This window comes from uncultured Cellulomonas sp., assembly GCF_947494015.1.
GTDB lineage: Bacteria > Actinomycetota > Actinomycetes > Actinomycetales > Cellulomonadaceae > Pengzhenrongella.
Genome location: NZ_CANLTL010000009.1, coordinates 99,885 through 124,763 on the forward strand (window position 1 = coordinate 99,885; position 24,879 = coordinate 124,763).

Consider the following 24,879-nt stretch of genomic DNA (forward strand, 5'->3'; position numbering starts at 1 on the left):
GCCGGACGCCGGGGTCAGCGGTCCGTGCCGGTCCCGAACGTGCCTCCCACGCGCGCCGAGCCGACCGCGTCCGTCGTCCCCGCCGTGGGCCCCGGGGTCGGTGCGGAGGTCCGGCCCGTCCGCCGCTCCAGCCAGACCGCCAGCCGGGTCAACGACAGGTTGACCGCGAGGTAGATGCCGGCGCCCACCACGAACAGGGCGATGTAGGTCTCGTTGCCGAAGTACTGGGCGTTGTTCTGGATCGACTTGAGCAGCTCGGGGTAGCCCACGATGAACCCGAGCGAGGAGTCCTTGAGCAGCACCACGAGCTGGGCGATCAGGCTCGGCAGCATCGTGCGCACCGCCTGCGGGAGCAGGATCGTCAGCAGCGTCTGGGACCGGGTGAGCCCGACGGCGTAGGCGGCCTCGGCCTGCCCGCGGGGCAGCGACGCCAGCCCGGCCCGCAGGATCTCGGCGATGATCGCCATGTTGTAGACGACCAGGCCGAACACGACCGCGGTGAAGGCGTCCCAGCCGAACCCGAGCAGACCGAACAGCATCATCAGCAGCACGGGCAGCCCGCGGAAGAGCTCGATGAGCATGATCGCCGGCAGCCGGACCCACCGTCCGCGGGCGGTGCGCCACAGCGCCAGCAGCAGGCCGAGCGCGAGCGCCAGCGGGGCCGCGACGACCGCGGCCCGCAGCGTCGCCCCGAGCCCCCGGACGATCATGGACTGCCACACGTCGGCCGCGGTCTGCCCCTTGGGCGGGTCGTACAGGACGTTCCACCGGTCGGCGGCGAAGATGCCCCGGTCGGCGGCGTAGCGCGCCGCCAGCCCGACCAGCACGAGGACGACGACCGCGCCGATGACGGACCCGATCCGCTCGCGGCGACGGGCGACGGGGCCCGGGACGTCGTACAGGACGGAGCTCATCGGGCGAACGCCACCTTTCGCTCGACGACCCCGGCGAGCAGACCGGCCGGGATCGTGATCAGCAGGTAGAACAGCGCGACGCCGGCCAGCGCCCACAGGGTGTCCGCCGGGTTGGACAGCGCCAGCCGGCGGCCGCTCGCGGTGAGCTCCACCACGGCGAACCCGGCGGCGACCGAGGTGTTCTTGGCCAGCGCGATCAGGACGTTGATGAGCGGGGGGATCACGGACCGCACGGCCTGCGGCAGCACCACCAGGCCCAGCGTCTGGCCGAACGTCAGCCCGATCGCCCGGGCCGCCTCGGACTGGCCCATCCCCACGCTGTTGATGCCCGAGCGGACCGCCTCGCACACGAACGCGGCGGTGTACGCGGACAGGCAGATGACCGCCGTCCAGTAGCCGAGCGGGGCCAGCAGCCCGAACTGCGGTGCCACGAACGCCATGAAGAAGAACACCAGCGTCAGCGGGGTGTTGCGCAGCACCTCGACGTACGTCGTCGCGAGGGCGCGCAGCGGGGTCAGCGGCGAGACCCGCAGCCCGGCGAGCAGGACGCCGACCGCCAGGGCGATCAGTCCGGAGACGACGGTCAGCGACAGCGTGGTCCGGAACCCGCCCAGGTACGCGGGCAGGTTGTCGGGGATGACGTCCACGGGCTGTCCTCCGGGTCACGCGCAGGGGGGATGGGAAGGCGCGGGTCGGGTGCGCCAGGGTGGGGCGCCGTCGTCGGCGGTCGTCGCGGGCCGGCCGGGCCCCGGACCTGCGGTGCCCGGGGCGGCAGGCCAGCCCCGGGCATCACGGGTCGCGTCAGTACCGGTCGACGGCCGGCGGCTCGGGCGTCGGCAGCACCGTCCCGGCGGTCTCCTCCCACGCCTGCGTCCAGGAGCCGTCCTCGTAGCTGGCCTCGAGGACGTCGTTGATCCACATCCGGAACTCCTCGTCGTCCTTGGCGAGGCCGATGCCGTACGGCTCCTCGGTGAACGGGTCGCCGCGGACCTCGAGCTCGGGGTCGTCGGCGGCGAAGCCGGCGAGGATGACGTTGTCCGTGCTGACGGCGTCGACCTGGCCGTTCTTGAGCGGGTCGATGCAGTCGGAGTAGGCGCCGAATGCGACGACCTCGACCTCGGGGTAGTTCTCCAGCAGGTTCTGCTCCGGGGTCGAGCCGGAGACGGTGCACACCCGCTTGCCCGCGAGGTCGTCGGGGCCTTGGATGTCCTCGTTGCTCGCCAGCGTGAGGATCGACTGGCCCGCCTCGTAGTACGGGCCCGCGAAGGAGATGATCTCCTTGCGTGCGTCGTTGATCGTGTAGGTGGCCACAACGATGTCGACCTGGCCGGACTCGATGAACGGCTCGCGGTTGGACGAGATCGTCTCGACCCAGTTGATGTCCTCCTCGGCGATCCCGAGCTCGGCGGCGATCATCGTGCCGATCTCGACGTCGAAGCCCTCGGGCTCGCCGTTGGGGCCCACCAGACCGAACAGCGGCTGGTCGAACTTCGTCCCGATCGTGATCTCCCCGGCCTCGGCGAGCTCGGCCATCGTCGACCCCTCGGGGAAGTCGCCGACCTCCGTGACCTCCTCGCCCCCGGCGTCGCCGGGGACCGGCTCGGCGACGTCGTCCCCGCCGCAGGCGGACAGGGTCAGGGCACCGGCGGACAGCAGGGCGATCAGCCCGGCGTGACGGATCTTCATGGTGTGTCTCCTTCGTCGAGCGGGCGTCTCGAGGGTGCGTGACGACCGCTGTCGGCGGCGCGGCCGGGCGGCGGGCGCCCGACCGGATGGTCAGTGGGTGAGGATCTTGGACAGGAAGTCCTGGGCGCGGTCGCTGCGGGGTGCCGTGAAGAACGTCTCCGGCTCCGCCTCCTCGACGACCCGCCCCGCGTCCATGAACACCACGCGGTGCGCGGCCCGGCGGGCGAACCCCATCTCGTGGGTGACCACGATCATCGTCATGCCGTCCTGGGCGAGGGACACCATGACGTCGAGGACCTCGTTGATCATCTCGGGGTCCAGGGCGGACGTCGGCTCGTCGAACAGCATGACCTTGGGGCTCATCGCCAGAGCCCGGGCGATGGCGACCCGCTGCTGCTGGCCGCCGGACAGCTGCGCCGGGAGCTTGTCGGCCTGGTTGGCGACCCCGACCCGCTCGAGCAGCGCGAGCGCCTGCTGCTTGGCCTCGCCGCGCTTGACGCCCTTGGCCTTGACCGGCCCGAGCATGACGTTCTCCAGCACCGTCTTGTGCGCGAACAGGTTGAACGACTGGAAGACCATGCCGACGTCCGCGCGCAGCCGCGCCAGCGCCTTGCCCTCGGCGGGCAGCGGCTTGCCGTCGATGGTGATCGTCCCGGAGTCGATCGTCTCCAGCCGGTTGATCGTCCGGCACAGCGTCGACTTGCCGGACCCGGACGGACCGATGACGACGACGACCTCGCCGCGGTGGACGGTCAGGTCGATGTCCTGCAGCACGTGCAGCGCCCCGAAGTGCTTGTTCACGCCGTCCAGGACGACGAGCGGCTCACCGGTGGCACGGGAGCCGGCCGGGGGCACGGCGGCAGCGGAGGAGGGGTCGACCATGCGCTGAACCTAGGTGGCGCAGGTTGCGTGTCGCTACCTGCGCAGGTCACGGAACCGCAACGTGCCGGGCACCCACGCACGCCGCTTACCCTGGAGGGTGATGGACACGATCGCTCCGACCTCCCCGCACGCCCCGACCGACAGCGGTCCGGGGGCCGCCGTGCCCGCACGCCCCGCGCCGGCGTCGGCGGCGTCGACGTCCAGCCTCACGTCGGCCTCCGCCTCGACGCGGATGCCCCCACCCGGTGCGGTGAAGACCTACGCCGTCCGCACGCTCGGCTGCCAGATGAACGTGCACGACTCCGAGCACATGGCCGGCATGCTCGAGCAGGCCGGGTACGTGCCGGCCTCCGCGCAGGAGGCCGCCGCCGGCAGCGCCGACGTGCTGGTGATCAACACCTGCGCCGTCCGGGAGAACGCGGCCGGCAAGCTGTACGGCAACCTGGGGCAGCTCGCGGCGGTCAAGCGCGGCCGCCCCGGCATGCAGATCGCCGTCGGTGGCTGCCTCGCCCAGAAGGACCGGGCCGGGATCGTCGACCGCGCGCCGTGGGTCGACGTCGTCTTCGGCACCCACAACCTCGACGCGCTGCCCGTGCTGCTCGAGCGGGCGCGGCACAACGAGGCCGCGCAGGTCGAGATCGCCGAGTCGCTGCAGGTCTTCCCCTCCACGCTGCCCACCCGGCGCGAGTCGGTCTACGCCGGCTGGGTGTCGATCAGCGTGGGCTGCAACAACACGTGCACGTTCTGCATCGTGCCGCACCTGCGTGGCAAGGAGCGCGACCGCCGGCCCGGGGACGTGCTCGCCGAGGTGCAGGCGCTGGTCGACTCCGGCGCCGTCGAGGTCACGCTGCTCGGCCAGAACGTCAACAGCTACGGCGTGGAGTTCGGGGATCGTGGCGCGTTCGCGAAGCTGCTCCGGGCGTGCGGCACGATCGACGGCCTGGAGCGGGTGCGGTTCACCAGCCCGCACCCCGCGGCGTTCACCGACGACGTGATCGAGGCGATGGCCGAGACGGCGAACGTGATGCCGCAGCTGCACATGCCGCTGCAGTCGGGCTCGGACCGGGTGCTGCGGGCGATGCGCCGCTCCTACCGGTCCGACCGGTTCCTCGGCATCCTGGAGCGGGTCCGGGCCCGCACGCCGGACGCCGCCATCACGACCGACATCATCGTCGGCTTCCCCGGCGAGACCGAGGACGACTTCGCCGCGACCATGCGGGTGGTCGAGGCCGCCCGCTTCGCGTCGGCGTTCACCTTCCAGTACTCCCCGCGCCCCGGGACACCCGCGGCCGACCTGCCCGACCAGCTGCCGAAGGCGGTGGTGCAGGAGCGGTACGAGCGGCTCCAGGCGCTGCAGGAGCGCATCGCACTCGAGGAGAACCGGGCGCAGCTCGGCCGGGCCGTGGAGGTGCTCGTCGCCGACACCGACGGCCGCAAGGACGGTGCGTCGCTGCGGGTGTCCGGCCGTGCCGCCGACAACCGTCTCGTGCACTTCGCCCTGCCCCAGGGCCTGTCGCCCGCCGGGTCGCGGCCCGGCGGGCCCGACGCCGCCGACGCGCCGGACCCGCGCCTGCTGCCCGACGTCGACCCGCGGCTGCCCCGACCGGGCGACCTCGTCACGGTGGCGGTCACGCACGCGGCCCCGCACCACCTGGTCGCCGACTCGGCGCTGGCCGGAGGGCCGTACGCGGTCCGCCGCACCCGGGCGGGCGACGCCTGGGCGGCGCGGGGGCGGGCCCGCGCGGGCATCGGCGACGACGGGCACGGGCACGGCGGGCACGACGGTGGCGGGGCGGCGGCCGGCGGGCCGGTCGTCCTCGGGCTCCCGACGGTCCGCACGGCCTGATCGCCCCGCCGACGGCACTGCGACCCGGCGACGGATTCGGAACGGCGACCACCGACGCGCACCGCACCCGCCGGCGGGACCGTCAGTCCTCGAGGCCGTCCGGCAGCAGCGTGTCCAGCACCGTGAACATCTGCACGCCCGTGCCCAGCCCGCAGGCGATCAGCTGGGCGAGCTGGGTGCTGGTGACCCCGTGCTCCAGGTCGACCGAGACCTCGCTGTACAGCGCGAGCTCCCCGTCCTCCTCACGTAGGTAGACCTTCGGCCAGATCCGCTCACGGTTCCAGTCGTTGACGGCCAGCAGCACCGACGTGCGCCGACTGGTGGGCAGCGTCCGCTGCCAGCGGCCACGGATCTGCAGGATCTCCCCGCGCTCGCCGAGCAGCAGGAACCAGAACCGGCTCCCGTCCCAGGTGCCGGTCAGGTCGCCGTCGTCGTCCAGCAGGAAGCGGTAGCCCCGGCTGAGCAGGTAGGTGGCGATCCGGTCGCGGGTCAGCGGTGCGGCGCGCTCGCGCGAGGGCAGCGCCTCGTGCGGCTTCGGCCGGGCGTTGCCGAACATCCGCTGGATCCAGCCGGGCAGCGCGTCGGGGGTCACGGGGCCGCCGCCGCCGGGTCGGGGTACATCTCGTCGATCGCGTCGAACAGCATGCTGCCGCTGCTCAGCCCGCAGTGCAGCAGCTGCGCGAGCTGGGCGTCGGTGACGCCGTGCTCGAGGTCGGTCGCCACCTCCGCGACGATGTGCACCATCCCGTTGTCCCGCACGCGTACGTACGCCTTGGGCCAGATGCGGTCCGCGTTCCACTCGTTGCACGCCTCGAGCACCTCCTCAAGGCGCTCGATGGCGACCTCGCGGTTCCACTGGCCGCGGATCTGGAGGATCTCGGACCGGTCGCCGAACAGGAAGAAGTAGAACAGCCGGCCGCGCCACAGGCCGCCGAGGTCGCCGTCGTTGTCGATGAAGTAGCTGAAGCCGTTGTCCTCGAACCACTCCACGATCCGGGCGACGCTCAGCGGAGCGGGGACGTCGTCGTGGCCGCCCTGCGACGACGGCGCACCCGCGGAGCCGCCCGCCCGGGGCGCGCCGATCGGCTGCGCGCCGAGCTCGCGCGCCAGGAGCTCCTCGACCTTGGCCTGGAGCTCGTCGTCGTCGAGACCGGCGCCGGCGCGGTCACGGTCCGGGTCGCGTCCGGCCCACCATCCCCGGCGACCGCCCCAGTGGAAGCCCATCGCCGCACAGTACCTCGCACCGCAGCCACCGACCGCCCCGCGCCCCCGCGCGCCCGCCCGGCCGGCGTGGGGCCGCGGCGTCCTGCCGTCCCCACCACACCGGCTACCGTCGGCGGGTGCTCGCCATCGCCACGCTCGTGCCCGACACCGCCCTGCTCGTGCCCGGCGCAGCCGGCACCGCGGACGTCCTGCCCGACGTCCGGTCCGCCGCGCTCGACGCCGCCCGGGCGCTGGTCGCCGCCGCGCCGGCGCGGGTCGTCGTGGTGGCGCCGGGCGACGCCGACCGCATGGTGCCGGGCCCGCTGACCCCCTCCCTCGCCGCGGCCGGCATCGACGACGCCGGCCTCGGCTGGGGTGCGCCGGGCACCCGGCCGGGCACCGCTGCCACCGCAGGGACCACGCCTGGGTCGAACGACCGGCCGGCCGACCGGCCGACCGACCGGCCCACCGACCGGTCGACCGTCGTGCCGACCGTCGTGCACGGCGTGCCGGCGTCCGTCGCGCTGCTCCTGCTGGACCAGGTGGGCTGGGCCGGACCGGTGACCCTGGTCGAGGTCGCGCCGCCCGGCCACGACGCCGTGACCCGGGCACCCGGGCGCGCCGCGGAGCTCGCGGCCCTGGGGTACGGCGTCACCGGTGGCCCCGAGCGGGTCGGTGTCCTGGTCGCCGGATCCCTCAGCGCCCGGCGCGGCCCCGACGCCGCACTGGCCGAGGACCCGCGGGCCGTCGCGGTGGACGGCGGCATGCTCGCCGATCTCGCCGACGCCGGGCCGGACGCCCGGCGCCGCCTGGCCGTCATGGCCCCGGATCTGGCGGCCGAGCTGGCCGTGACCGCGTGGGCGCCGTGGCAGGTGGCGATGGGCGGGATCGGCCGCGGCACGGAGGTCGCCGGGGAGGTCCACCACGTCGCGGCACCGCACGGCGTGACCCTCGCGGTCGTCACCTGGAGCCCGCGGTGACGCAGCCACCGGTGGTCGCCGTCGTCGGCCCGACCGCGACCGGCAAGTCCGACCTCGGGGTGGCGCTCGCCGAGCGGCTCGACGGCGAGGTGGTCAACGCCGACGCGCTCCAGCTGTACCGCGGGATGGACATCGGCACCGCGAAGCTCCCCGTCGCCGAGCGCCGCGGCGTCCCGCACCACCAGCTCGACGTCCTCGACGTCAGTGAGGACGCCTCCGTGGCCCGCTACCAGACCGAGGCCCGCGCCGACCTCGCGGCGATCGCCGACCGTGGGCACCGCGCCGTCGTCGTCGGCGGGTCGGGACTGTACGTTCGGGCGCTGCTGGACGAGCTGGAGTTCCCCGGCACCGACGCCGCCGTCCGGGCGCGGCTGGAGGAGCGCGCGGAGCGGCACGGCACCCGGCACCTGCACGACGAGCTCGCCCGGCTCGACCCGGCAGCGGCGATCGCGATCGGGCCGGCCAACACCCGCCGGATCGTCCGGGCCCTCGAGGTCATCGAGATCACCGGCCGGCCGTACACCGCCAACCTCCCCGAGCAGGTCTACCGGGTCCCCGCGGTGCAGATCGGGCTGGACTGCGACCGCGGCGTCCTGGATGCGCGTGTCGAGGTTCGTGTCGACCGCATGTGGGAGCAGGGGCTGGTCGCCGAGACGCTGCAGCTCCTCGCCCGGGGCATGGGGCGGACGGCCGCCCGCGCCGTCGGCTACGCCGAGGTGCTCGCGATGGTCCGTGGTGAGCTGGACGAGGCCGGTGCGCGCGACGCCGTCGTCGCCGGGACCCGCCGGCTCGCCCGCAAGCAGATGACGTGGTTCGGGCGTGACCCGCGGGTCCAGTGGCTGGACGCCCGCGACCCCGACCTGGTCGACCGGGCGCTCGCGGTCGTCGCGGCCGCCGACCGTGCGCCGGCCGGGCAGCCGGGCGTCGACCCGGGCGACGCGGGACCTCGCCGTACGCTGGGTTCATGAACGCGTCCGCGACCGCCCCGTCCCCGGTGAGCGGCACGGTCGGCGGCACGGCCGGCGGCACGGCCGGCGGCGACGACGGCAGCCCGGACGGCCGGCCCGCGGGTCCCGCGACGCTGCGGTTCACCAAGGGGCACGGCACCCAGAACGACTTCGTGCTGCTGGACGACCGGGACGGCGCCCTGCAGCTGACCCCGCGGCTCGTGCGCGGGCTGGCCGACCGGCGGGCCGGGATCGGCGGCGACGGCGTGATCCGGGTGATCCGCACCGACGCCGTCCCCGAGGGCGCCGCCCTGCTGGCCGAGGACCCGTCGGCGACCTGGTTCATGGACTACCGCAACGCCGACGGCTCGGTCGCGGAGATGTGCGGCAACGGCGTGCGGGTGTTCGCCGCATTCCTCGAGCGGCTCGGGCTCGCCGAGGTGCCCGAGCGGACCGCCGACCGCCCCATGGGCGCGCTCGCGGTCGGGACGAGGGCCGGGGTGCGCTCCGTGCACCGGGAGACGGGCGGGCTGTACGCGGTCGACATGGGGCCGTGGCGGCTCGCGGGCGGTCCGGACGCCGCCGTCGCGGGCTTCGACGCCGAGGTGGCGGTGGTCGGTCTGGACGTCGTCCGGCCGGCGCTCAGCCTGGACCTCGGCAACCCGCACACGGTGCTCGCGCTGGCCGACGAGGGCGAGCTCGCCAGCGCCGACCTGACTCGCGCCCCGGACGTGCGCCCGGTGCCCCCGCACGGCACGAACGTCGAGCTCGTGGTGCCGCTGGGGGAGATCACCGCCGCCGGCGGGGACCTGGTGGGCCGGGTGCGCATGCGGGTGCACGAGCGCGGCGTGGGGGAGACGCGGTCGTGCGGGACCGGCGCGTGCGCCGCCGCGCTGGCGGTGCGCACCTGGGCCGGCGCCGGTGCGCCCGACGTGTGGCTGGTCGACGTCCCGGGTGGCACCGTGCGGGTCCGCCTGCTGCCGTCGGGGAACGTCGAGCTGGCCGGTCCGGCGGTGCTGGTGGGGTCCGGGGAGGTCGAGCTCGACCGGCTGCCGGCCGACTGACCGCGGAACACGAGACCACGGGCACGCGTTCCACCGCACGTGACCACGGACCTCCGGCTGACCGCCGACGACCTGGGCGGGCCGCTCGGGCCGCGCGCCACGCTCGTGCAGTTCTCGTCCACCTTCTGCGCGCCCTGCCGCGCGACCCGGCGCGTCCTGGAGCGACTGGTCGCGACCGACCACGGCGTCGCGCACGTCGAGCTGGACGTCGCCGACCGCGGCGACCTCGGCGAGCGGCTCGACGTGACGGTCACGCCCACGGTGCTGGTGCTGGACCGCGACGGCGTCCTGGTCCAGCGGGCCTCGGGGGCGCCGAGCCTCGCCCAGGCGCGCGCGGCGGTCGCGCGGGCGGCGGCCGTGGCGGACGACTCCCGACCGGTCAGGCGCGGCTGACCCGCAGCACCCGGAACCCCTTCGCGCTCGCGGCGCGCTCGACGGTCAGCTCGCCGAGGCGCTCGCCGGGTCCCGGCCCGGCCGCCGACCCCACCTCGTCGGTGAGGTCCGTCGCCGGCCCAGCGCCGACGAGCGCCTCGGCGAGCCAGCGCTGCAGCGAGTCGGCACCGAGGTTGCGCTGCACCACCAGGTGCGCCTGCGCGCCGGGTGCCAGCCGGGGCAGCCAGGCGACCAGCATCGCGTGCAGGGCCTGCTTGCCGACCCGGATGGGTGGGTTGGACCACAGCGCGGCCAGGGCGACGTCGTCCGGCACGGCGTCGGGCGTGACGGCGCGGACCCCGGTCAGACCGAGCCGGTCCGCGTTGCGCCGCACGAGGTCGAGCGCGCGCTCGTTGACGTCCACGGCCCAGACCCGCGCGTCCGGGGACTCCAGCGCCAGGGTGAGGGCGACCGGCCCCCACCCGCAGCCGAGGTCGAGCAGGTCCCCGGTCGACGGCGGCTGCGGCACGCTGCGCAGCAGCACCTCCGTCCCCAGGTCGAGCCGGCCGGGGGAGAACACACCGCCGGCGGTCTCCACCGTGACGTCACGTCCGGCGAGGCGCACGCTGAGGGTGCGGCGCTCGTCCGCGGAGGCCGGCCGGGCGGTGAAGTAGTGCTCCCCGGCGGTGCCGGGCCCCCCGGGGTCGTGGGCGACGTCGTCGGAGGGGTCGTCGGGCACGCCCGCGAGCCTAGCCCGAGCCGTCGGCGGTCCCGAGCCGGGCACCGGCGCGGGACCGGCCCGGCGCGCCCGCACGTCGCGACGGGTGGCGCGTCACGCTGCCAGCGAATTGCCTCGCGACCGTGGACGGCGCATGTCACGCTGGATCGCAGACCAGAGCAGAGAGAAGGACACGTGACCCATCCCCACACCGGACACCCCGGCGCGACCGGGCGACCCGACGACGACCGCACCGTCGCGGGCGACGGGACGACCGCCGAGCGCAGCCCCCAGGACGTCGCCGGCGACGTCGTCGCCCGGGTTCTCGCGCGAGCGGGCGCCGCGGTGCAGACCGGTCCGACGGGGCACACGTCCTACGACGGCGACCAGCTGGACCTGGAGGAGCGGACGTCGCTGCGCCGGGTCGCCGGGCTGTCCACCGAGCTCCAGGACGTCTCCGAGGTCGAGTACCGCCAGCTGCGCCTCGAGCGCGTCGTCCTGGTGGGCATCTCCGGGGAGGGCACCGCCGAGGAGGCCGAGATCTCCCTGCGCGAGCTCGCGGCGCTGGCGGAGACGGCGGGCTCGGTCGTGCTCGACGCGCTGATCCAGCGTCGGCGCAACCCCGACCCCAGCACCTACCTCGGCTCGGGCAAGGCGGCCGAGCTGGGGCAGCTGGTGCGTTCGTCCGGCGCGGACACGGTCGTGGTCGACGACGAGCTGGCGCCGTCCCAGCGCCGAGCGCTCGAGGACGTCGTCAAGGTCAAGGTCATCGACCGCACCGCGCTGATCCTGGACATCTTCGCCCAGCACGCCAAGTCGCGGGAGGGCAAGGCCCAGGTCGAGCTGGCGCAGCTGGAGTACCTGCTGCCGCGCCTGCGCGGATGGGGCGAGTCGATGTCCCGCCAGGCCGGTGGCCAGGTCGGTGGCGCGAGCGCCGGGATGGGCTCGCGCGGACCCGGTGAGACGAAGATCGAGCTGGACCGCCGCCGGATCCGCAACCGGATGGCCAAGCTGCGTCGGGAGATCGCCGCGATGGAGCCCGCGCGGGCCACCATGCGCTCCTCGCGCCGACGCAACGGGGTCCCGTCGGTCGCGATCGCGGGATACACCAACGCCGGCAAGTCCTCGCTGCTGAACCGGCTGACCGGCGCGGGGGTCTTGGTCGAGAACGCCCTGTTCGCGACCCTGGACCCCACCGTGCGCCGGGCCCAGACGCCGGACGGGCGGCTGTACACCCTGTCGGACACGGTCGGGTTCGTCCGGCACCTGCCGCACCAGCTCGTCGAGGCGTTCCGGTCGACGCTGGAGGAGGTCGCCGAGGCCGACCTCGTGCTGCACGTCGTGGACGTGTCCCACCCGGACCCCGAGGGGCAGATCTCCGCGGTCCGGCAGGTGTTCGCCGACATCCCCGGGGCCATGGACGTACCCGAGGTCATCGTGCTGAACAAGGCCGACGCCGCCGACCCGGCCGTGGTCGCCCGGCTCCGGTCGCGTGAGGTGCACTCCATCGTCGTGTCCGCGCGCACCGGCGAGGGCGTCGAGGAGCTGCTGAGCCTGATCGCGGACCAGCTGCCGCGGCCCGGCGTGCACGTCGACGTGGTGATCCCCTACGGCCGCGGTGACCTGGTCAGCCGGGTGCACACCGAGGGCGAGATCGAGGTCGAGCAGCACACCGAGCGCGGCACCGCGCTGCGCGCCAAGGTGGACGCTGCGCTCGCGGCCGAGCTCGAGCAGGCGGCCGTCGCCGCCTCCTGACCGGGCGGCCGCCCGGTGGCGGCGGACGGCCCGGCCCGCCGGCCGGGCCGGCGGCGCTCCACAGTCGGCCGGCGCGCACCGTCCCCATGGGCCGGGCGACTAGGCTGTGCCGGTGTCTGCGACCTCCTCGACGACGGCGTCGGGCACGTCCTCCGGCGTGGCGTCGGGCACGTCGTCCGGCGAAGCGCCGGCGCGGTCGGCCGCGGACGAGGTCGAGGCGCTCCTCGACCTGGCGGTGGACCGGCTCGGCGGCGGGCGACGCGACGGCCAGCACGCGATGGCGCGGGCGGTCGCCGAGGCCATCGACCGGGGGGAGCACCTGCTGGTCCAGGCGGGCACCGGCACCGGAAAGTCGCTGGGGTACCTCGTCCCGGCGGTCCGGCACGCCGTCCGCGAGGACGAGCGCGTCGTCGTCTCGACGGCCACCCTCGCGCTGCAGCGCCAGGTCGTCACCCGCGACCTGCCGCTCGTCGCCGAGGCGATCGCGCCGAGCCTGCCGCGTGCCCCGCAGGTCGCGCTGCTCAAGGGCTGGCACAACTACCTGTGCCTGCACAAGGCGTCCGGGGGGTACCCCGTCGAGGACGGCGGCACCCTGTTCACCCTGCCCGTCGACGCCCGTGCCGAGCACGCCGGCGCGGCCGACCACCCGCCGGCCGAGGGTGAGCGCGTCGGCGACCTCGGGGCGCAGGTGCTGCGGCTGCGCGAGTGGGCCGACGAGACCGACACCGGCGACCGCGACGACCTCGTGCCCGGCGTGACCGACCGCGCGTGGCGGCAGGTGTCGGTCACCTCGCTGGAGTGCCTGGGGCCGCGCTGCCCCATGATCGAGGAGTGCTTCCCGAACCGGGCGCGCGGGCTCGCCAAGGAGGCCGACGTCGTGGTGACGAACCACGCGATGCTGGGGATCGCGGCGTCCGGGTCGCCTGGCGTCCTGCCCGAGCACGACGTCCTGGTCGTGGACGAGGCGCACGAGCTGACCGACCGGGTCACCGCCCAGGCGACCGTCGACCTGTCCGTCGCGAGCATCGAGCACGCCGCGCGGCTGGCCCGACGCCACGGCGGGGTGCCGACCGACGACCTCGACGCGGCGAGCGTGGCGCTCGGTGCGGTGCTGGTGGAGCTGCCCGAGGGGCGGTTCCGCGACGGGCTGCCGCCGGCCGCGGTCGACGCCGTCGCGGCCGTCCGGGACGCCGCGCGCGGCCTGCTGAGCGCGCTCAAGCCCGACGGCGCCCCCGCGCAGGCCGCGGCCGAGGGCGGGGTGAAGATGGCCGCGTCCGCGATGCTCGCGCTGTTCGAGATCGCCGACCGGATGGCGGGCGACCCCGCGCGCCCGCAGCACGACGTCCTGTGGTGCTCGCGCGGGGAGGACGTCCCCGGCGGCCGGCGCGGCGGCGGGATGTCGAAGCTGCACGCCGCACCCCTGGCGGTGAACGGGCTGATCCGGACCCACCTGCTCGCCGGGCGCTCGGGCGTCCTGACGTCCGCGACGCTCGCGCTGGGCGGGTCGTTCGAGTCGCTCGCGCGTGCCGTGGGGCTGGGGACGCCGGCCCGGTCGGACGCCGCCACCGACGCCGAGCCCCGTGCCGGCGCCCGGCCCGCCGGCGCCCCGACAGCCTCCGACGCCTCGGACGCGCCGGAGGCCCCGGGCGTCACGGACGGCGGGACGGCGACGGCGGGCCCGGCCGCGGGCGGCACGGCGGGCGGTACCACGGGCCCGCCGGCAGCGGGGCGGCCGTCGGGTGAGGCGGAGCGACCCTGGCGGGCGGTCGACGTGGGCAGCCCGTTCGACTACCGGCGCCAGGGCATCCTCTACATCGCCTCGCGGCTGCCGGCCCCGGGACGCGAGCCCACCACCGACGCCCAGCTCGACGAGATCGCCACCCTGGTCACGGCGGCGGGCGGCCGGACGCTGGGGCTGTTCTCGTCCCGGCGCGCCGCGACGGCGGCGGCCGAGGCGATGCGTGAGCGCCTCGATGTGCCCGTCCTGGTCCAGGGGGACGACCAGCTGCCCACGCTCGTGCGGCGGTTCGCCGACGACCCGGGCACGTGCCTGTTCGGCACGCTGTCGCTGTGGCAGGGCGTGGACGTCCCCGGACCCTCCTGCCGGCTCGTGCTCATCGACCGCATCCCGTTCCCCCGGCCGGACGACCCGGTCCGCTCGGCGCGGTCAGAGGCCGTCGTGGCGGCCGGCGGCAACGGGTTCATGCAGGTGGCGGCCACCCATGCCGCGCTGCTGCTCGCCCAGGGGGCCGGACGGCTCATCCGCGGCACGGACGACCGCGGCGTGGTGGCGGTGCTGGACCCACGCTTGGCGACGGCCCGGTACGGGGAGTTCCTGACCCGGTCCCTGCCGGACTTCTGGCGGACGACCGACCGGTCGCGGGTCGTCGCCGCGCTCGGACGACTGCCCACCTAGCCTGGACCGGCGCCCGCCGGAGCGCACCGACCGACCCCCGCGGAGGACCCCGTGACCGAGAGCCCGACCCAGCCCGAGCCCCACGGCACCGCGCCGCTGCCCCCCGCCCGCCGGACCACCAAGGTCGCGGTCGTCGGCGCGGGGGCGGTCGGCGCGACGATGGCGTACGCGACCCTGATGCGGGGAGCGGCGCGCACGGTGGCGCTCTACGACGTCAACGCGGCCAAGGTGCGCGCGGAGGCCCTCGACCTGGGCCACGGCATCCAGTTCATGCCGATGGCCGAGGTGATCGGCTCCGACGACATCGCGGTGTGCGCGGACGCCGACGTCGTCGTCGTCACCGCCGGGGCGAAGCAGAAGCCCGGCCAGACCCGGATCGACCTCGCCGAGAACACGATCTCGCTGGTCCGCACGATGCTCCCGGCCCTGGTCGAGGTGGCGCCGCACGCGATCTTCGTCATGGTGACCAACCCCGTCGACATCGTCACCTACGCCGCCGGGAAGATCTCCGGGCTGCCGCCCGAGCAGCTGTTCGGGTCCGGCACGGTGCTGGACTCCTCACGCCTGCGCTACCTCGTCGCCCACCACACCGGGGTCGCGGTGCAGAACGTGCACGCCTACATCGCCGGCGAGCACGGGGACACCGAGTTCCCGCTGTGGACGTCGGCCACGATCGGCGGCGTGCCGCTGCTGGAGTGGCGCGGCTCGCGCAGCGCCGGCCCGCTCACCGCCGAGGTGCGCGACACGATGACCCGCGAGGTGATCGACTCCGCGTACCGGATCATCGAGGGCAAGGGCGCGACCAACTACGCCATCGCGCTCGCCGGGTCCCGGATCATCGAGGCGGTCCTCAAGGACGAGCGGCGCGTGCTGCCGGTGTCCAGCCTGCTGGACGGCTACCACGGGATCAGCGACATCTGCCTGTCGGTGCCGACCGTCGTCGGCCGGCGCGGCGCCGAGCGCCGGCTGGAGGTCCCCATGTCCGACGACGAGCTGGTCAGCCTGCGCCGCTCGGCCGAGGCGCTGCAGGCGGTCGCCCGGCGGTTCGGGCTCTAGGTCGACGGCGGCTGCGGACGTCGTCGGGCGGTGACCTCACCGGTGACCTCCCAGCCCTCGCGTCCCGGGCGGACGAAGGGTGCGGAACCGGCCACACCGGACGCCCGGCCAGGGCCGAACGGGCCATCGCGCCGCATGCGCCTCCAGCGGGGGCCGGCGTGGACCGATGATGCGGGCATGCACCTGCACACCCCGCCGCGCGGACCTGTCCGTGCCGCCGTCGGCGGGGCGCTGGCGGCGGCACTCACCCTGGTCGGTGCGCTCGCCCCGGCCGCAGCCACGACCGCCACGACGCTCGACGTCCTGACCGTCGTGGACGGCACGACCACCGTCGAGTCCGTCGTCGTGCCCAGCCGGGACGCCGTGACCACCGAGCTCGCGCTCGAGGCGCGGCCGGAGGTCCTCGAGGTCGACGCCCGGGTCGTCTACCAGCCGACCGGCACCGTCGCTCCCGACCCGCGGTGGGACGACGACGGGCCGGTCGGGACCGCGCGCGCCCGCCAGGCCTGGGAGCGCACGCGCGGGGCCGGCCAGGTGGTCGCGGTCCTCGACACGGGGGTCGACGGCGGGCACGAGGACCTCGTCGGCGCCGTCCTGCCCGGCGTCGACCTCGTGACGGGAACGGTCGACGCCGCCCACGGCACGGGCGCCGCAGGCGTCGTGGCGGCCCGCGCGGACAACGGGCTGGGCAGCGCCGGCATCGCGCCGGAGGCGAGCATCCTGCCCGTCCGGGTGTGCGGTGACCTCGGCTGCCCGTCCACCGCGGTCGCCCGCGGGATCCTGTGGGCCGCCGACCGCGGCGCCGACGTGATCAACCTGTCGCTGTCCGGCCCCGGCTACTCCGACATCACCGCCCGCGCGGTGCTGTACGCCCGGGAGCGGGGCATCGTGGTCGTGGCCTCGGCCGGCAACGACGGCCAGAAGGGCAACCCGGTGATGTACCCCGCGGCGCACGCGGGGGTCATCGCCGTGGGCGCGACGGACCCCTCGGGGGCGCCCGCGGCGTGGTCGGTGCACGGCTGGCAGCTGGACCTGTCCACGGTCGGCGAGGGCGTCGTCCTGCCCGCGCCCGGCAACCGGTACGGCTCCGGCAACGGCACGAGCTTCTCGGGGCCCGCCGTCGCCGGCGCGGCGGCGCTGGTACGCGCCTCCCACCCGGGCATCGGGCCCGACGCCGTCCAGGCGGCGCTCCAGGCAGGCGTCGACAGCGGCGGGGGCTGGAGCAGGGAGTGGGGTGCCGGTCGCCTCGACATCCCGGCGGCGATCGCCGCGGCCGACCGGATGGCGACCGCCACCGTGACCGCGACCGGGCCGGGCACCGTGGACCTGGTCTGGGCACGGGAGCTCGGCGCGAGCCACTACGTGGTCCGCGTCGACGGGACCGTCCAGGCCCAGGTCACCGGGACCGCGGCCCGCCTGACCGGCCTGACCGACGGCGCCCAGGTGGCGCTCGACGTGCAGCCCGGTACGGGACCGCGCGGGCTGCCGGTGCTCGCGGTGCCGGGGCCCGCGGCTCCCGCGCCCGTCCGGCTGCACGCCGGACGGATCGACCCGGTCGACGGTGCCCGGGCCGTGCTGCGACTCGAGGTCAGCGTCGACGGCGCGGGCGCGAGCCGCTACGTCCTGCTCCGCGACGGCCAGACGCTGGGCACCATCTCGGCTCAGCTGAGCACCACGCCGAGGTGGGTCGAGGTGCAGGTCCCCACCCCCACCCCGGGTGAGCACCGGTACCAGCTGCTTGCGGCGGACGACCTCGGGCGGACGGCGCAGGCCTCCAACGCGGTCGCCATCGGTGAGGGCCGGACGGCGCCGCCCGGCGACCTCACCGGCCTGCACGGCGCCCTCGACCGCGACCGCGACCGGGTCCTGCTGACCTGGGACGAGCACCCCGGCGACGTCACCTACGACGTCCAGGTCGACGGAGCGGTCGTGCGCACCGCGCAGACCGGCGGCGCCGTCGTCCCCGCTCCGCCGGCCGGGCAGGCACGCACGTACCGCGTGCGTGCGCTGGACCGGTGGGGGCAGCCGGGTCGTGCGCGCAGCGTCACGGTCCAGGGGCCGGTCGGCCCGGCCGTCCCGCCCGGCGCGCCGACCGGGGTGGTGGCCGTCCCCGGGGACGGCCGCGCCGCCGTGTCCTGGGCGGCGCCCGTGGCGGGCGGTCCGTCCGTCACGGGGTACACGCTCACGGTGCAGCCCGGTGACCGGGCGGTCACCACCACGACGACGTCGGCGACGGTCACCGGGCTGGCGAACGGGACCGCGTACACGTTCACCGTCGCGGCCATGAACACGGCCGGCACCGGTCCGTCCTCGCTGCCGAGCGCACCGGTGGTCCCCGGCGCGGCGTCGGTCCCGGCCCCCGGGTCGTCGCCGCAGGGCGGTCCCACGGTGGTCACGCAGACGCCGGCGCGCGTGCTGACGGATGCCGCGGTCGCACCGGACCGCGTGCGGTGCACGCCGGTCGCGGGCCGCGGCGGCGTCCCGACCGGTGCCACGGGCGTGATCCTCAACGTCACGACCGTCGCCCCCCAGGGACCGGGGTACGTCGTGGTGTACCCCGACACGTCCGGCACGGGCGCGACCCCGCCACCCGAGGGCTCGACCGTCAACTTCGAGCTCGGCGCCGACGTCGCCAACTCCACCTTCGCCGCGCTGCCCGCCAACGGCCGGCTCTGCTACGCGACCCGCGGGGCGAGCCGGGTGGGCGTCCTGCTCGACGTCACCGGGTACACGCTGCCCGGGTCGGGGGTGGTCATGCAGGCACCGCGTCGGCTGACCGACACCCGAGGTGGTGCGCTCAGGGTCGGTCCGCTGGCCGGCCCGGTGGCGCCCCGGACGGTCCAGACGGTGCAGGTGACCGGCCGTGCCGGCGTCCCCGCGGATGCGACCGCCGTCATCGTCAACGTCACGGTGACCGGTCCCACCGCCGGCGGGAACCTGCGGGTGTACCCCGCGGACCAGCCGGTGCCGGACACGTCGGTGGTCAACTTCGCACCGGGGCAGACCAAGGCGAACAGCACGATCGTCGGGCTGCCGGCGTCGGGCCGGATCTCGTTCTGGTCCGACACGACGGCGGCCGCCGACCACAGCCCGGTCCACGTCGTGATCGACGTCGTCGGCTACACGCAGGCGGGGACGGCGTACACGGCGCTGGCGCCCACGCGGCTGCTCGACAGCCGACCCGGACCGGGTCAACGGGGCCCGGTGGCAGGCCACCTGGGTCCGGCCACGGTCCGCTCCGTGCCGGTCGCGGGAACCGGCGGGGTCCCGCCGGACGCGACCGCGGTCGTCCTCAACGTGACCGCGGTCGGGCCCACCGCCCGGGGCAACCTGCGGGTGTACCCGGACGCCGACGGGGACGGGCGCACGCCGCCGCCGGACGCCTCCGCGATCAACTACGTCCCAGGGCGCGACATCCCGAACCTCGTGGTGGTCGCCCTGCCGCCCGACGGGCGGATCAACGTCTACTCCGACCAGCCCGGTGGTTCGGTGCACCTCGTGGCCGACGTCGTGGGGTACATCGCCGGGGCCTGACCGCTCGCTGGCTCCTGAGCCGCACTGACCGGCGACGGCCGGACCCGAAGAGCCCGGACCACCGGCGCTGGCCGCCGCCGACCGGGCTCGGCCGGCACCGACCGGCACCGACCGGCCCCGACCGGCGCTGACGGGGGCCGCGGGCCGACGGCGAGCCGGTCCGCGCGGCGCCGCCGGCGGACGCTAGGTGGTCGCGGTGGCCGGCGGCCCCGCGCCGTCGAGGTCGGCCCGCGCACCACGGCCGGCATCGCGGCGGGCGTCGTGGTCCGCGTCACGGCCGGCGCCGGCGTCGGTGTCCGAGGCGTCCCGGCCGGCCGCCGACCGACGGGGCGCCGTCGCGCCGGGAGCGGGCGCGCCGGGCGGAGCTGCATCGGGCTCGGTCGCGTGCGCCTCGGCGACGCGCAGCAGCTGCCCGCGCACGCGGTGGCTGGGGTCGCGCAGGGGTCCGGCCACGTGTCGTCCTCTCGTCGTGCCTGCCTCAACCCTGCCGCCGTGCGCGCGGCCCCGCACCCCGGTGGGGGCCGCGCCGGCCCGGTCTCAGAGGCTGCGCAGCACGCTGACCACGCGCCCGAGCACCTGCGCCGCGTCGCCGGGGATGGGGGCGTACGACGGGTTGTGCGGGAGCAGCCACACGTGACCGTCCGTGCGCTTGAAGGTCTTGACCGTCGCCTCGCCGTCGATCATCGCCGCGACGATCTCCCCGTTCTCGGCGACCGGCTGGCGGCGCACGACCACCCAGTCGCCGTCGCAGATGGCGGCGTCGATCATCGAGTCCCCGGCCACCTTGAGCAGGAACAGGTCGCCGTCGCCGACGAGCTGGCGGGGCAGCGGGAACACGTCCTCCACGACCTGGTCGGCGAGGATCGGCCCGCCCGCGGCGATCCGGCCGACGACGGGCACGTAGGACGGAGCTGGCGCGGAGTCCTGCGGTGCGAGGTCGTCCTGCCCGTACCGGTCGGCGGACCGATCGCCCGCGAGGGCCGGGATGGACCGCGAGTCGTCCGGGTGGACGACCTCGATGGCACGCGGCCGGTTCGGGTCACGGCGCAGGTAGCCCTTGCGTTCCAGGGCGGTCAGCTGGTGCTTGACGCTGGACGGGCTGGTCAGGCCCACGGCCTCCCCGATCTCGCGCATGCTGGGCGGGTAGCCGCGCTGCTCGACCGACGAGCGGATCGTCTCCAGGACGAGGCGCTGGCGCGGCGTCAGGCCGTCGTCACCGGCGGCGCCGTCGGGCAGGACGTGCACGGACGCGAGGTCCGTCGCCCCCGCCGTGGTGTCGCCCGAGCCGGGTGTCGTGCCGTCTGCTGCCACCGAAGTCCTCCTCGTCACCGAGGCCGCCCACCGTGCGTGTGGGTGCCTCGTGGTGCGCTGTTCGCGTGCTCGCAGCCTAGGAGCGCCGGGACCGGGTTTCAAACACCTGTTCGATCGTGTCTCGACGTGCCGGGCCAGGCGTGCTAGACATTCGTACAGACGTTCGACGAACGCACGTTCGACTCGGGCAGTGGAGGGAGCAAGGACATGAGCGCAGCAACGTGGGCACCGGCGCCGTCGAGCAGGGGTGAGCTCCGGCTCACGCCCCGTGGACGCCGTGTGGTGTGGACGGCCGCGGTGCTCCTCGCCGGAGGGGCTCTGCTCACCGGCGGGCGCGCGGTCGCCGAGGCCCCGGCGCCCGCGGTGCCGGTGGACACCTACACCGTGGGCTCGGGCGAGAGCCTGTGGTCGATCGCGGCCGGATTCACCGACCCCGGCGAGGACGTGCGGGTCACCGTCGACGACCTCGCGGACCTGAACAACATGGCGTCGAGCGAGCTCGTCGCGGGGCAGCAGATCCTGGTGCCGACCGCCGACTGAGCAGGGGGACGGGAGCCGGCGACCGTCCGGCGCGGACCGGCGGGTGCCGGTACGGGGACCGTGGTGGTCCGCCGCTCGCCGCGGCAGCCGCGCAGCGGGAGCGAGGCGCCTTGCAGCGCCTGTGCCCGCCCTCTACCTTGGGCGCAGTTGTTGTCGGTGTCAGCGGCCGCGGCACCGCACCGCGATCCTCGCCGGTCGACGCGGCCGGCCGCTGCGAGGGCCGGAGGCCGAGCTGTGCACTGCCCGTTCTGTCGCCATGCCGACTCGCGCGTCGTGGACTCCCGGACCTCCGACGACGGCTCCTCCATCCGCCGCCGGCGGCAGTGCCCGCAGTGCAGCCGCCGGTTCACCACGGTGGAGACCGCGAGCCTGTCGGTCGTGAAGCGGTCCGGGGCCACCGAGCCGTTCAGTCGCGAGAAGATCGTCAACGGGGTGCGCAAGGCGTGCCAGGGGCGACCGGTCTCCGAGGACGACCTGGCGCTGCTGGCGCAGCGGGTCGAGGAGCTGATCCGCAGCACCGGGAGCGCCGAGCTGGACGCGTACGAGATCGGCCTGACGATCCTGGGGCCGTTGCGGGACCTCGACGAGGTCGCCTACCTGCGGTTCGCGAGCGTCTACCAGGCGTTCGACTCCCTCGACGACTTCGAGGCCGCCATCACCGTGCTGCGCGCGGAGCACGAGGGGTCCGCGGCGCCCGAGGCCGCCGCGCCGCCCACGGCCGCCGCCGGGGACGTCGGTCCGGGCGAGCCGTCCGAGCCCAGCCCCGCCCGCTGACGCAGCCGCGGCAGGCGGTCGCTCAGTCGGGACCGGGTCGGTCCAGCAGCCGGTCCCGCACGACGCGTCGCAGGACCTTGCCGATCGGGGAGCGCGGCAGGTCGGCGACGATCTCGACCCGGCGCGGCACGGCGTACCGCGCGAGCCGCTGCTCGCACCAGGCGCGCACGGTGGCCAGGTCCACCCCGGACGCGCCGGGGGAGAGCACCACCGCCGCGGCCACCGTCTCGCCGAGCTCGCCGCCCGGGAGCCCGACCACCGCGGCGTCCTGGACGTCCGGCATGGCGCGCAGGTGCTCCTCGACCTGCGAGGGGTACACCTTGAACCCGCCGGTGATGATCATCTCCTTGGAGCGGTCGACCAGCGTCGCGGAGCCGGCGTCGTCCACGACGACGATGTCGCCGGTGCGCAGCCACCCGCCGGGCAGCACGGACGCCGCGGTCTCCTGCGGCCGGTTCCAGTAGCCGACGAACACCTGCGGGCCGGCGACGAGCAGCTCACCGCGCTCACCCGGACCGACGTCCGTGGTGGGGTCGTCGAGGTCGACCACGCGGATCGCCGTGCTGGGAAACGGCAGGCCCAACGTGCCCGGGCGCCGGTCCGGCGAGCAGGGGTTGCCCAGCGCGACCGGTGACGTCTCGGTCATGCCGTAGCCCTCGATGAGCAGCCCCCCGGTCAGCGCCTCCCACCGGGCCGCGGTGGCGGCGGGGACGGGCATCGCCCCGGCGAAGGCGACCCGGATGGACGTCAGGTCGGCCCCGGTCCGCTCGGCCGACGCGGCGATCCGGTCGAACATCGGCGCGACCCCGGGCAGGAACGTCGCGGGGCGCCGGCGCTGGGCGGCGACGACGGCCTCGGGGTCGAACTTCGGGAAGGCGACCAAGGTGGCGCCGATCCGGGTCGCGAACGTCAGGCACAGCGTCAGACCGAACGCGTGGAAGAACGGCAGCAGCCCGTAGACCGTCTCCTCGCCGTCGCGCAGCCCCGCCCACGCCGCGCCCTGCACGGCGTTCGCGACGAGGTTGCGGTGGGAGAGCACCGCCGCCTTCGGGGTCCCCGTGGTGCCACCGGTGTACTGCAGGAGCGCGGTGTCGTCCGCCCGGGGGCCCGGGACGTCGTCACGCAGCGGTGTGGCGGCCTGCAGCAGCCGGTGCCAGTCGGGGCAGCCGTCGGGGACCGTGGCCCGGAGCTGTGCACGCAGCGTGCGCGCGCGCCCGACGGGCAGCCGCAGCGCCAGCCGCTTGGCGCGCGGCAGGTCGCGCGCGAGGTCCACCGCGACGACCGTGCGGACGTCCGTGCGGGCCAGCACCCGGACCACCTCGGCGGCGGTGCGCTGCCAGCAGATCGCCACCACGGCGCCGGAGTCGGCGAGCTGGTGCGCGAGCTCCTCGGCGGTGTACGTGGGGTTGTGCTCGACGACGACCGCCCCCAGCCGCAGCACCGCGAAGAACGCGACGACGTGGGCGGTGCAGTTGGGCAGGGCGACGGCCACCCGGTCACCGGCGCGGACACCGAGCGCGGCCAGCGCCGCGGCCGCGCGCGCGACCTCGCGGTCGAGCTCGGCGTACGTCGTGGCCCGGCCGCTGAAGTCGACCGCGACCCGGTCCGGGAACCGCTGCGCCGACCGGTGCAGGGCCGCGGTGAGCGGCTCGTCCGGGACGTCGACGTCGGCCGGGACACCGGGCGGGTAGGAACGGAGCCAGGGACGGTCGGCGAGGGAGTCGGGCACCGCGTGAGGCTAACCTACGCAACCGTAGGTTGGCAGCGGGCGTCACCCGTGCGGGCCGCTGGACCCGGTGCCCTCGGCTACAGGTCGCTGGACCGGGCCGCCCAGATGTTGATCCCGGCGTCCACCGCGTGGGTCTCGATGGCGGCCAGCTCGTCGTCGTCGAAGCCGGCCCGGTCGAGCGCCGCGAGGTTCTCGTCGAGCTGCGCGACACTGCTCGCCCCGAGCAGCACCGAGGTGACCCGCCGGTCGCGCAGCGCCCAGGCGATCGCCATCTGCGCGAGGGACTGGCCGCGCTGCGCCGCGATGCCGGCCAACGCGCGCACGTGGCCCAGGTTCTCGGCGGTGAGGAACTCCCGGCGCAGGGAGGTGCCGACGGCGGCCCGGGATCCCGCGGGGACGCCGTCCAGGTACTTGCCGGTCAGCATGCCCTGCGCGAGGGGGGAGAACACGACCGCTCCCATCCCGGCGTCGTCGACCACGTCGAGCAACGACCGCCCACCGGCGTCGGCGTCCGGCCGCTCGATCCACCGGTTGAGCATCGAATACGAGGGCTGGTGCAGGGTGAGCGGCAGGCCGAGGTCGGCCGCCACCGCCAGCGCCTGCACGGTGCGGCGCGCGGAGTAGGACGAGATGCCGGCGTGCAGCGCGCGGCCGGAGTCGACCGCCGTCCGCAGTGCGCCGAGCGTCTCCTCGAGCGGCGTCGTGGGGTCGTACCGGTGGCTGTAGACGACGTCGACGTGGTCGAGGCCGAGCCGGCCGAGCGACTGGTCCAGGGAGGCCAGCAGGTGCTTGCGCGAGCCGCCGCTCCCGTAGGGGCCGGGCCACATGTCGTACCCGGCCTTGGTCGAGATCACGAGCTCGTGGCGGTACGGCGCGAGCTCGCGGGCCAGCAGCCGGCCGACGCCCTCCTCGGCCGCCCCGGGGGGTGGTCCGTAGTTGTTGGCCAGGTCCAGGTGCGTGATCCCGCGGTCGAACGCGTGCAGCACGATCTCACGCTGGCGCGCCACCGGATCGCGGGTGCCGAAGTTCTGCCACAGGCCGAGCGAGACGGCGGGCAGGTCCAGACCGGAGCGACCAGCCCGGCGCAGGGGGAGCGAGCCGTGGCGCTGAGGGTCGGCGAGGTGCATGCGCGGCACGCTACGCCGCGCTCCG

The 24,879-nt window shown here is 75.5% G+C and carries 22 protein-coding genes; 11 read left to right on the forward strand and 11 right to left on the reverse strand.

Going from position 1 to position 24,879, the window contains the following annotated elements; translation table 11 throughout:
• Positions 1-14: 14 nt before the first annotated feature.
• The 4 genes from Q0840_RS11700 to Q0840_RS11715 form a co-directional block, all read right to left on the reverse strand.
• On the reverse strand, positions 15-914 hold the full coding sequence (locus Q0840_RS11700) for an amino acid ABC transporter permease (protein WP_298459657.1): 900 nt from the start codon (positions 912-914) through the stop codon (positions 15-17).
• Entirely contained in the window at positions 911-1,561 is a 651-nt protein-coding gene (locus Q0840_RS11705) for an amino acid ABC transporter permease (protein WP_298459658.1), read from the reverse strand. The genes Q0840_RS11700 and Q0840_RS11705 overlap by 4 nt, the downstream gene beginning before the upstream one ends.
• A 154-nt stretch (positions 1,562-1,715) precedes the next feature.
• On the reverse strand, positions 1,716-2,600 hold the full coding sequence (locus Q0840_RS11710; protein WP_298459659.1) for a glutamate ABC transporter substrate-binding protein: 885 nt from the start codon (positions 2,598-2,600) through the stop codon (positions 1,716-1,718).
• Positions 2,601-2,690: 90 nt separating this feature from the next.
• Positions 2,691-3,482 carry an amino acid ABC transporter ATP-binding protein gene (locus Q0840_RS11715; protein ID WP_298459661.1) on the reverse strand — a complete coding sequence of 264 codons (792 nt, stop codon included), beginning with the start codon at positions 3,480-3,482 and terminating at the stop codon, positions 2,691-2,693.
• Between the two features lie 232 nt (positions 3,483-3,714).
• Between Q0840_RS11715 and miaB the strand changes: the two genes are divergently transcribed.
• Positions 3,715-5,328, forward strand: coding sequence for a tRNA (N6-isopentenyl adenosine(37)-C2)-methylthiotransferase MiaB (gene miaB / locus Q0840_RS11720; protein WP_298459776.1), 1,614 nt, complete (start codon positions 3,715-3,717; stop codon positions 5,326-5,328).
• Between the two features lie 82 nt (positions 5,329-5,410).
• Here miaB and Q0840_RS11725 read toward each other — a convergent pair whose 3' ends face one another.
• Together Q0840_RS11725 and Q0840_RS11730 are read right to left on the reverse strand one after the other, a co-directional pair.
• A complete protein-coding gene (locus Q0840_RS11725) occupies positions 5,411-5,920 on the reverse strand; it encodes a YbjN domain-containing protein (protein WP_367183119.1) in 510 nt (169 codons plus the stop codon).
• A complete protein-coding gene (locus tag Q0840_RS11730) occupies positions 5,917-6,552 on the reverse strand; it encodes a YbjN domain-containing protein (protein ID WP_298459662.1) in 636 nt (211 codons plus the stop codon). The genes Q0840_RS11725 and Q0840_RS11730 overlap by 4 nt, the downstream gene beginning before the upstream one ends.
• A gap of 116 nt (positions 6,553-6,668) precedes the next feature.
• On the opposite strand from Q0840_RS11730, the gene Q0840_RS11735 reads away from it, so the two are divergent.
• The 4 genes from Q0840_RS11735 to Q0840_RS11750 are packed head-to-tail and all read left to right on the forward strand — an operon-like array spanning position 6,669 to position 9,915.
• The gene (locus Q0840_RS11735; protein WP_298459663.1) at positions 6,669-7,511 is read left to right on the forward strand and encodes a hypothetical protein; all 843 of its coding nucleotides are present in this window, start codon (positions 6,669-6,671) and stop codon (positions 7,509-7,511) included.
• Positions 7,508-8,479: a tRNA (adenosine(37)-N6)-dimethylallyltransferase MiaA gene (miaA, locus tag Q0840_RS11740; protein ID WP_298459664.1), complete on the forward strand. Its 972-nt coding sequence runs from the start codon at positions 7,508-7,510 to the stop codon at positions 8,477-8,479. Before Q0840_RS11735 ends, miaA begins: the two co-directional genes overlap by 4 nt.
• Positions 8,476-9,522: a diaminopimelate epimerase gene (dapF, locus tag Q0840_RS11745; protein WP_298459665.1), complete on the forward strand. Its 1,047-nt coding sequence runs from the start codon at positions 8,476-8,478 to the stop codon at positions 9,520-9,522. The genes miaA and dapF overlap by 4 nt, the downstream gene beginning before the upstream one ends.
• Before the next feature lie 39 nt (positions 9,523-9,561).
• Positions 9,562-9,915, forward strand: coding sequence for a thioredoxin family protein (locus Q0840_RS11750; protein WP_298459666.1), 354 nt, complete (start codon positions 9,562-9,564; stop codon positions 9,913-9,915).
• Here the strand turns inward: Q0840_RS11750 and Q0840_RS11755 are convergent.
• On the reverse strand, positions 9,902-10,633 hold the full coding sequence (locus tag Q0840_RS11755; protein ID WP_298459667.1) for a class I SAM-dependent methyltransferase: 732 nt from the start codon (positions 10,631-10,633) through the stop codon (positions 9,902-9,904). The genes Q0840_RS11750 and Q0840_RS11755 overlap by 14 nt on opposite strands.
• A gap of 174 nt (positions 10,634-10,807) precedes the next feature.
• Between Q0840_RS11755 and hflX the strand changes: the two genes are divergently transcribed.
• The 4 genes from hflX to Q0840_RS11775 all read left to right on the forward strand — a co-directional run bounded on the left by hflX (position 10,808) and on the right by Q0840_RS11775 (position 19,373).
• Positions 10,808-12,367 carry a GTPase HflX gene (gene hflX, locus Q0840_RS11760; protein ID WP_298459668.1) on the forward strand — a complete coding sequence of 520 codons (1,560 nt, stop codon included), beginning with the start codon at positions 10,808-10,810 and terminating at the stop codon, positions 12,365-12,367.
• A gap of 157 nt (positions 12,368-12,524) precedes the next feature.
• A complete protein-coding gene (locus Q0840_RS11765) occupies positions 12,525-14,783 on the forward strand; it encodes an ATP-dependent DNA helicase (RefSeq protein WP_298459780.1) in 2,259 nt (752 codons plus the stop codon).
• Positions 14,784-14,834: 51 nt separating this feature from the next.
• On the forward strand, positions 14,835-15,839 hold the full coding sequence (locus Q0840_RS11770; protein ID WP_298459669.1) for an L-lactate dehydrogenase: 1,005 nt from the start codon (positions 14,835-14,837) through the stop codon (positions 15,837-15,839).
• A 177-nt stretch (positions 15,840-16,016) separates the two neighbouring features.
• Positions 16,017-19,373 (forward strand): S8 family serine peptidase, encoded by a 3,357-nt coding sequence (locus tag Q0840_RS11775; protein ID WP_298459670.1) that lies wholly within the window; start codon positions 16,017-16,019, stop codon positions 19,371-19,373.
• A 183-nt stretch (positions 19,374-19,556) separates the two neighbouring features.
• Here the strand turns inward: Q0840_RS11775 and Q0840_RS11780 are convergent, their stop codons facing one another.
• Positions 19,557-19,826 (reverse strand): hypothetical protein, encoded by a 270-nt coding sequence (locus Q0840_RS11780; RefSeq protein ID WP_298459671.1) that lies wholly within the window; start codon positions 19,824-19,826, stop codon positions 19,557-19,559.
• An 84-nt stretch (positions 19,827-19,910) separates the two neighbouring features.
• Positions 19,911-20,618: a transcriptional repressor LexA gene (lexA, locus tag Q0840_RS11785; protein WP_298459782.1), complete on the reverse strand. Its 708-nt coding sequence runs from the start codon at positions 20,616-20,618 to the stop codon at positions 19,911-19,913.
• Positions 20,619-20,891: 273 nt separating this feature from the next.
• Here lexA and Q0840_RS11790 point away from each other — a divergent pair, with 273 nt between their 5' ends.
• Entirely contained in the window at positions 20,892-21,224 is a 333-nt protein-coding gene (locus tag Q0840_RS11790; RefSeq protein WP_298459672.1) for a LysM peptidoglycan-binding domain-containing protein, read from the forward strand.
• A 234-nt stretch (positions 21,225-21,458) separates the two neighbouring features.
• Positions 21,459-21,998 (forward strand): transcriptional regulator NrdR, encoded by a 540-nt coding sequence (nrdR, locus tag Q0840_RS11795; RefSeq protein WP_298459673.1) that lies wholly within the window; start codon positions 21,459-21,461, stop codon positions 21,996-21,998.
• Between the two features lie 22 nt (positions 21,999-22,020).
• Here the strand turns inward: nrdR and Q0840_RS11800 are convergent, their stop codons facing one another.
• Together Q0840_RS11800 and Q0840_RS11805 are read right to left on the reverse strand one after the other, a co-directional pair.
• Positions 22,021-23,727, reverse strand: a complete 1,707-nt coding sequence (locus tag Q0840_RS11800; RefSeq protein WP_298459674.1) for an AMP-binding protein — start codon at positions 23,725-23,727, stop codon at positions 22,021-22,023.
• 77 nt (positions 23,728-23,804) lie between these two features.
• Positions 23,805-24,854 (reverse strand): aldo/keto reductase, encoded by a 1,050-nt coding sequence (locus Q0840_RS11805; RefSeq protein WP_298459675.1) that lies wholly within the window; start codon positions 24,852-24,854, stop codon positions 23,805-23,807.
• Between the last annotated feature and the right edge of the window lie 25 nt (positions 24,855-24,879).